Origin of the sequence: Microcoleus sp. CAWBG640 (assembly GCF_020883015.1) — a bacterium.
Classification (GTDB): Bacteria; Cyanobacteriota; Cyanobacteriia; order Cyanobacteriales; family Microcoleaceae; genus Microcoleus; species Microcoleus anatoxicus.
Window position 1 is genome coordinate 1 of record NZ_JAHRFC010000149.1, and the last position, 7,202, is coordinate 7,202.

Here is a 7,202-nt window from a genome sequence, read left to right on the forward strand (position 1 = left end):
AAGCTCAGCTTTTTTGTACACGATCGCAGGTGGTTATGCACGGGTTTTGCTCTATTTTACCTGTTTATCTTGCACTAAACTCTCGATCGCGCGATCGAAACCCAGGCCACGTCAAGTGCGATCGATTATTCAGCAAGCCCTAAATAGAGTTGAATAATTTCGATGAAGAGTTGATTTGATATCATTGATTGTTGATAATTGCGCCGCCTTAAAAAAGAAGGATTACCTATTGACAGGCATGGATTTTTCATGGTATTATTTAGATAATGGGAGTGGTGACAAAGAGATATTTTTGTCACCACTCCCATTATTAGATTATAGGTCATCAGGCGGGGAAAGTCAAGCATTTAACCCTGAAAAAAAAGGCGATTTTTTTATTTGCATCAAAAAAATATTTATTATTTCTAGCTAAGTCAAAATCGACCCACTCATCATGCGCTGATATCTGCGTTCCAACTCATCGCGCACCACCGGCCAATTGTTCAAACTTTCATCATCTTCAATTACCATTTGAGCAGCTTGGCGCGCCAACTCCAAAACTTCCTGATCCTCTACCAAACTCGCCAAGGCAAAATCTGGTAAGCCTGATTGACGAGTTCCCAAAACTTGACCAGGCCCGCGCAATCTCATGTCCATTTCGGCAATAAAAAAGCCGTCTTGGGACTGTTCTAAAACTTTCATTCTCTGTATGGCATCAGTGGTTTTAGAACCGGGCATTAATAAACAGTAAGAACGGTTGCTGCCCCGACCAACTCTACCCCGCAACTGGTGCAATTGTGAGAGTCCAAAACGCTCGGAATTTTCGATTAACATGACTGTTGCATTGGGGACATCGACACCAACTTCTACCACCGTAGTAGATACTAAAATATCAGTTTCTTTGTCTCTAAACTTAGTAATTGCTGCATCTTTGTCAGCACTACTCATTCTACCATGGAGCAAACCAACCTTAAACTCAGGAAAAATACTTGTTTCAAGTTTTTCTTTTTCTTCAATAGCCGATCGCACATCCAGCTTTTCCGACTCCTCCACCAAGGGTAACACAACATAAACTTGACGTCCGCTCGCCACTTCCCGCCGAATCAGATCGTAAGCTAGACTGCGTTCCTTTGAAGACAACACAGTAGTTTGAATCGCCTGTCTTCCCGGTGGCAATTCATCAATTTGACTGACATCTAAATCGCCGTGTAGTGTCAAAGCCAATGTCCGAGGAATGGGAGTTGCAGTCATGGTCAAAACGTGGGGAGATTCCCCTTTTTGTTGCAACTTCGCCCGTTGTTGTACACCAAATCGGTGCTGTTCGTCAATGACTACCAACCCTAATTTATGAAAATTTACAGTATCTTGAATGAGGGCGTGAGTTCCGACTAAAACAGGCAATTGTCCGGTTTCTAACTGACTGTGAATTTCTCGTCGCTTGGCGATTTTTGTGGAACCAGTTAACAATTCCACAGACAAGTGAATCAAGTTGAACCAGCCTACTAATTTGCGGTAATGCTGTTCTGCTAAAACTTCCGTCGGTGCCATTAAAGCTGCTTGATAGCCGGATTGAATGGCGGCTAACATTGCTACGACGGCTACTACGGTTTTGCCAGCACCCACATCGCCTTGGACTAATCGGTTCATCGGTGAAGGCGATGCTAAATCGTTGAGAATGTCGTTAATTACTCTTTGTTGTGCGTTGGTTAATGCGAAGGGCAATATTTGGTAAAAATGTTCGATTAACTGGCCACTAGGAAGGATGATGGCGCTAGCTTGAGCTTTTCTTTGGGTTTGACGACGGTTTAAAAGTCCTAGTTGCAGATAGAAAAATTCGTCAAATACTAAGCGGCGACGGGCGGCTGCTAAACAATCGCGATCGAGGGGAAAGTGAATATTGGTCACAGCATCGGCTAAACCCATTAAACCATAGCGATCGCGCAAATCGGCTGGCAACGATTCTGACAACTGTTTCGTCGCCGGCATCACAGCCAAAATCCCTCGCCTGACGACACCGGCATCCACTCCATCTGTCAGGGGATAAACGGGGATCAATCGGCCAACTTTCATGGATTCGATCGCACTTCCTGAGTCATCTAATACTTCTAATTCAGGATTTTCTAAAGTAATTCCATATTTGCCCTGCTTGACTAATCCCGAAGCTGCTAGCACTGCACCGGTACAATACTCGCGCTTTTTATGTTCTTGCCAGCCGCGATTGCTGTAACGTGGACCTGCAAAAAAGCGACTGAGTTTAATTTCGCCACTGCGGTCTTTTAAAATTAATTCTAATATCGTTAACTTCTTATTTTTGGGACTAGAAAAGCAATTACAGCGCTTGACTTGGGCAATCAAAGTGACTGTTTCTCCTGCTACTAATTCCCTAATTTGTACTTGCTTGGCATAGTCAATGTGGTTGCGGGGATAGTAGTAAAGCAAGTCGTATACAGTGTATAAACCCAATTTAGCCAAGCGGTTGCCGTTTCCGGGTCCAATTCCGGTAACGCGGGTCAATTCTTGTGTCAGAGTCAGACTCACTGGTGCTGATGTTGAACTCAGAGGTGCGGTGCGAGGGGAAATTGGTGGATTTTTTATTTCCTGTGTTTCCTGTGTTTCCTGTCTTTCTGGTTCCGCTTGTTGGCTGCTTTCTTGTTCCCAAACTCGCTGGGTTTGTGTCAGAAAACTGCTGGTGATGGCGAGCAAATGCTGACGTGCTTCGATATCCTTCTGTGGATAGATGTCAAATTCGGCGGCTAGTTGACGGGTGCGATCGCGCAAATTGGCAGTAACCACACCAGCGAGTTGTCTCAAGCTGACACTGAGAAACTCGCTGAAACGGTATTGACTGCCTTGTAAGTCGTTAAATCCGCGATCGGCTTCTACTGCAAGAGCTTTCTGCCACCGCTGCCATTCTGGTTGGTTATTAGTCATCACTCATTAGTCATTAGTTATTTGTTATTGGTTATTTGTTATTGGTTATTGGTTATTTGTTATTTGTGTTAATTCCAATGTCCTATTCCCAATTCCCAATTCCCTCCCCCTTTGGGGGGTAGCCCAATTCCCAATTCCCAATTCTCCAGTCATTAGTTACTAATCATAGCTCAATCATTCCAGAGAACTGACAAATCACTAATCTTCCAACCAACTCGATCGCCAAGCTGACTCAGCCTCCACCACCGCTAATTCGCGTCGCTTTTTCTGGTAATCGCGTCCCAGAGTATTTAACCGCACAGATAAGTTGCGAATTTGCTGACGGTAAGTTGAGGTTGCTACATCGGCAAACTCTATTTCCGACAATCGCAGTTTAATCGCTGTAATTTGGATGCTGGTAGTACCTCTGGTTTCTCTCAAGCTTTTCGATTCTGAGGAACTACCTGTTTCAATGATGATGTTTAATAAATGAGGAGGTCCGGCGACGCTTTCCCCGGAGGATTCTGCTTGATAAGCAGCTTCTAAAACCTGTTCTGGCAATTGATTGGATAATATTCCCGATTGTTGCAGTAAGCGATTTATGTCGCGAGAAAGCTGTTTGATAATGTTAAATATTGCCTTTTCAATATTCCGTTGCCAGCGCGCCAAAGTTTCCGGGGAATTGGCAGGCAACTCTGGCTGTCTGGCGGGATATTGATAATTAATGATAGAATCTTCTTGTTCTTCTATATCCCGATCGTCATCTATATTATCATCTTCTTCTCTGTTTTCATATTCGGCTAGTTCATCATATTCTTCTAGGTCTTCATCTTCTTCTATGTCTGCGCTTGGATCTTCTTTATTTGCTAGCGATCGCAATTTTTCTTGAGATATTGCAGCTAAAAGCCTTACCGAATGCTGCATTTTCTGCCGTTCTTTGAATGACAACTTGAGAAACGCATCAGGGGTTACTTGAGTGCAAAGGTGATAGCAAGCCAAAATCAACTGCTTTCGCACTGCTTGTCCCAAAGCCGTTAGATAATCTTCGTAGGTACTGCGAAACTCCAAATTCAAGCCTGTTAAAGTTTCTTCTAGTGCTGCCAAATCTTGCTCTATTCGCTCTCTCGATCCCACCATATCTCCCCGCTCAAATTTAAAAAAATTGAGAGTTAAAAACTAAAAATGTAAGCATGGCGATCGCATTTTTGGCTTTTAATTCTCAATTTTAATGGTTAATTACTGAATACCCATTTGGGCAGCCACTTCATCGGCAAAATTAGCTTCTACCTTTTCAATACCTTCGCCCAACACAAAGCGCACGAATCGGCGAACTTGGATATTTTCTCCAATCAGGGCGATCGTTTGTTTCACCAATTCTTCCACCGAGATGTTTTGATCGCGAATAAAAGGCTGATCCATCAAAGACAACTCTTTCAAACGCTTTTCAATTCGCCCTTGAACAATCTTTTCTTTGATATTTTCTGGCTTGTTACCCAAGTCATCCTTGCCTATTTCAATTGCCTTTTCTCTTTCGATAATTTCGGCGGGGATGTCTTCAACTTTCACGTATTCGACGTTGGGACAAGCTGCAATTTGCATGGCAATATTCCGCACCAAAGCTTGGAAATCTTCGCGGCGGGCGACAAAATCGGTTTCGCAGTTTACTTCGACCAACACGCCAACGCGGCCGCCTGTGTGAATGTAGCTACCGACGATACCTTCTGAGGCAACTCGTCCGCCTTTTTTACCGGCAGAAGCTAGACCTTTTTTCCGCAGCCATTCAACGGCTTTTTCTAGGTCGCCTTCATTTTCAACGAGGGCTTTTTTACAGTCCATCATGCCAGCGCTGGTTTTGTCGCGCAGTTCTTTAACAAGTTTTGCAGATATTTCCGCCATCTTCTTTAATTTCCCAATCAAAATAAATTATTAGTCATTAGTCATTAGTCATTAGTCATTAGTCATTAGTCATTAGTCCTTAGTCACTAATTTTAATGTTAATGATTCTATGTTAATGATTAGACTTTTTGACAAAATACTCAGTTCACTCAGGGACACTTTGTATTTGTAGCGCCATAATTAATTATGGCGCTAACTTGTGGCCGTTGCCAGCAATCTAGTGACATACTCCCACATCATAATCTGTACTCAGATTTGATGTGGGCTTCTTAACAGCCCGATGAAGGGTATGTAAGATTTCCTTCTGGTACGCTTTATCCATAGAACCAACTATGGAAAGATTCCCACTAGGGCGTTTTATACTGGGGAAAATGTCCAACCCCAGTCTTTTTAGGTTAATCGCAGCATTAAGATCACGATCTACCATCAAAGAATTTTGCTCGTCCCAATACTCTCGAATATTGCAGTCGGTGAAAACCATTTCATTCCGATAACACAGAAGCATTGAGGTGTAAGCAGGTTACAGATGGAATCCTCACCTCACGCGCCTTTCATCCCACACTAACCGAGGCGGTATAGTGTGGGGATTCCCGTCTGTCTAGCTAAGGAACCCTAGGACTCGTCTGCTTCGCCGTCGTCGGTTTCATCATCTGGATCTACATAATTGGGGTCATCCAATTCTTCGATTTCGACATCATATTCCCCGCCTTCGTAAGCACCTTCGTAGTCGTAGTCTTCATCGATGTCGTTACCTTCGAGTTGACCGTGACGACCTTCATAGATGGCATCAGCCAACTTGCCAACAATCAGTTTAATCGATCGAATAGCATCGTCGTTAGCCGGAATCGCAATGTCCACCAAATCGGGGTCACAGTTAGTATCCAGTAAAGATACGATGGGAATTCCCAATTTTTGGCATTCCAACACCGCATTATACTCCCGGCGTTGGTCTACCAGAACCACTCCGTCGGGAATCTTCCGCATAGACTTAATTCCGCCCAGATATTTCTGGAGTTTGACCATTTCACGGCGCAACACCGAAGCTTCTTTTTTCGGTAACAAATCCAGAGCACCTGTTTCCTCGCGGCGCTCCAAATCCTTGAGGCGTTCTACGCGGGACTTAATTGTCGTCCAGTTGGTGAGCATTCCACCCAGCCAGCGCTGGTTGACATAATAAGCACCACAGCGTTGGGCTTCTTGTGCTACAATCCCGGCAGCTTGGCGCTTCGTACCGACGAATAGAAACTTTTTGCCTTTTTCGGAGGCTACTCTCATGTACTCATAAGCATCTTCCATGAGCTGAGCGGTTTGCACGAGGTCGATGATGTGAACCCCGTTGCGCTCTGTAAAAATGTAGGGAGACATTTTCGGGTTCCACCGGCGGGTTTGGTGTCCGAAGTGAACTCCTGACTCTAGCATTTGAGCCAAACTGACTACTGGCATGGTTTTTAACTCCTAATTCGGGTTAATCCTCCACCCGGTCGTATTTCTGAAGGTTTGCGCCTTAGAAACACCCGAAAACCCGGATGTGCGAATTTAAACAACTTTTCTAGTTTATCACAGTCTGTGCTAATTTGTTCGACAATTTTAAACATTTATTTAGATATCTTGTGAGAAAATTGCCCTGTTGCCACTGTCTGGCGCCTTCTACCTGAAATCTTGCACCATTTTTGAGAACAGGGGCGACGGCCCGCACCACCAAGAGAGCTGCGTTTTATCTGACATTTTGCATTATTGTTCAAAACAGGCTTTCCTATCTGTGGCACAAAAAAAGAGAGCCCATCTGCATTGAGCTCGATCGCTAATTTTGCCCCTGGCACTTGTCCCTCTTAATATAAGCAAAAATCCCTAATCTAAAAACACCATGCCGATCGCCATTCTAGTTCTAGTGGAAGTTTTAATTGTCATCGCACTATCCAGACTTGTCGGTTTGGGATTCCGGTGGATCAAGCAACCTCAAGTCATTGGAGAAATCGTAGCAGGAATTATGCTCGGTCCGTCTCTGTTTGGTTTGGTTGCGCCAGATTTAGCAGTAGCAGTTTTTCCAGCCGAAGCCGTCCCGTTCCTGAACGTGCTATCAGAAATTGGGCTAATATTTTTCATGTTTTTGATTGGTTTGGAACTGAATCCGAAGTACCTCAAAAACAACTTAGACACAGCTATTTTGACTTCCCACGTCAGTATTTTAGTGCCATTTTCCCTGGGAAGTTTGCTAGCACTGCTACTGTATCCGATTATCTCAAATAACAGCGTTTCATTTACTGCTTTTGCGCTGTTTTTGGGGGCGGCAATGTCAATTACAGCATTTCCGGTACTGGCCAGAATCATTACCGAACACAACTTGCAGAATACGAAATTGGGGACTCTGGCCCTGACTTGTGCGGCCGTGGACGATGTGACAGCTTGGTGCTTGTTAG

General features: G+C 44.2%; 5 protein-coding genes. 1 reads left to right on the plus strand and 4 read right to left on the minus strand.

Annotation, left to right across the window (positions count from 1 at the left end):
- Positions 1 to 408: 408 nt before the first annotated feature.
- The 4 genes from recG to rpsB form a co-directional block, all read right to left on the minus strand.
- The gene (gene recG / locus AAFP11_RS29140) at positions 409 to 2,910 is read right to left on the minus strand and encodes an ATP-dependent DNA helicase RecG (RefSeq protein WP_341740152.1); all 2,502 of its coding nucleotides are present in this window, start codon (positions 2,908 to 2,910) and stop codon (positions 409 to 411) included.
- A gap of 198 nt (positions 2,911 to 3,108) precedes the next feature.
- Complete coding sequence (locus AAFP11_RS29145; RefSeq protein ID WP_341740153.1) at positions 3,109 to 4,026, minus strand: hypothetical protein; 918 nt, start codon at positions 4,024 to 4,026, stop codon at positions 3,109 to 3,111.
- 99 nt (positions 4,027 to 4,125) lie between these two features.
- Complete coding sequence (gene tsf / locus AAFP11_RS29150) at positions 4,126 to 4,785, minus strand: translation elongation factor Ts (protein WP_341740154.1); 660 nt, start codon at positions 4,783 to 4,785, stop codon at positions 4,126 to 4,128.
- Between the two features lie 612 nt (positions 4,786 to 5,397).
- The gene (rpsB, locus tag AAFP11_RS29155) at positions 5,398 to 6,228 is read right to left on the minus strand and encodes a 30S ribosomal protein S2 (RefSeq protein ID WP_341740155.1); all 831 of its coding nucleotides are present in this window, start codon (positions 6,226 to 6,228) and stop codon (positions 5,398 to 5,400) included.
- Between the two features lie 421 nt (positions 6,229 to 6,649).
- Here rpsB and AAFP11_RS29160 point away from each other — a divergent pair.
- On the plus strand, positions 6,650 to 7,202 hold a 553-nt coding region (locus AAFP11_RS29160; protein ID WP_341740156.1), incomplete at its 3' end, for a cation:proton antiporter.

Bases quoted from the DNA above. Each gene is read 5' to 3' on its own strand.
- AAFP11_RS29145 (WP_341740153.1), bottom strand. From the start codon at position 4,026: ATGGTGGGATCGAGAGAGCGAATAGAGCAAGATTTGGCAGCACTAGAA.
- tsf (WP_341740154.1), bottom strand. From the start codon at position 4,785: ATGGCGGAAATATCTGCAAAACTTGTTAAAGAACTGCGCGACAAAACC.
- recG (WP_341740152.1), bottom strand. From the start codon at position 2,910: ATGACTAATAACCAACCAGAATGGCAGCGGTGGCAGAAAGCTCTTGCA.
- rpsB (WP_341740155.1), bottom strand. From the start codon at position 6,228: ATGCCAGTAGTCAGTTTGGCTCAAATGCTAGAGTCAGGAGTTCACTTC.